We start from the raw sequence: 611 nt of genomic DNA on the forward strand, positions 1-611 counted from the left end.
CTATATATATCCTATATTAATGAATGGCTCGGAAACATGGACAATGAACAAGCAGTTAGAAGACAGAATTGATGCATTTGAGATGTGGATATATAGAAGAATAGGCAGAGTTTCATGGACAGAAAAACCGACAAATAAACAAGTTTTAGGAAAACTAGGCATGAAGAAACAATTATTAAGAGAAATAAAATTCAGACAAGTAAAGTATTTTGGGCACATAAAAAGACATGACACCATGATAAAACATTTACTAGAGGGGAAAGTTGAGGGGAGAAGAGCAAGAGGAAGACCGAGAGATAAGTGGGAGGGAAACTTTAAGAAATGGACAGGTTACAGTCTGGCAGTGTGCAACACCAAGGCGAAAGACAGAGGATGCTGGAGATTCATTGCAGCCAACCTTCGATGTGGAGACGGCACCTGATGATGATGATGTGACTGGATAGTATTTCACAGCCATTTTTCCAATCATTTTATCAAATATGTTTCCTGTGTGACTCAGTACAGCTAGTAAACTATATTTCATACAATCCTTTTGCTACCTTTCGTCCTTCAACTGGCAACTATTATTACATTCCTTCAATCTTCAGGTGCTTCTTGTGGCTGTCTCTTAT

At 38.1% G+C, this 611-nt stretch carries 1 protein-coding gene; it reads left to right on the top strand.

From position 1 onward, the window contains the following. The coding region (locus tag AC1VNY_RS42535; RefSeq protein WP_482409676.1) for a hypothetical protein at positions 1 to 421 on the top strand (421 nt) is incomplete at its 5' end. Positions 422 to 611: the final 190 nt, after the last annotated feature.

The organism is Bradyrhizobium ferriligni, assembly GCF_056837965.1.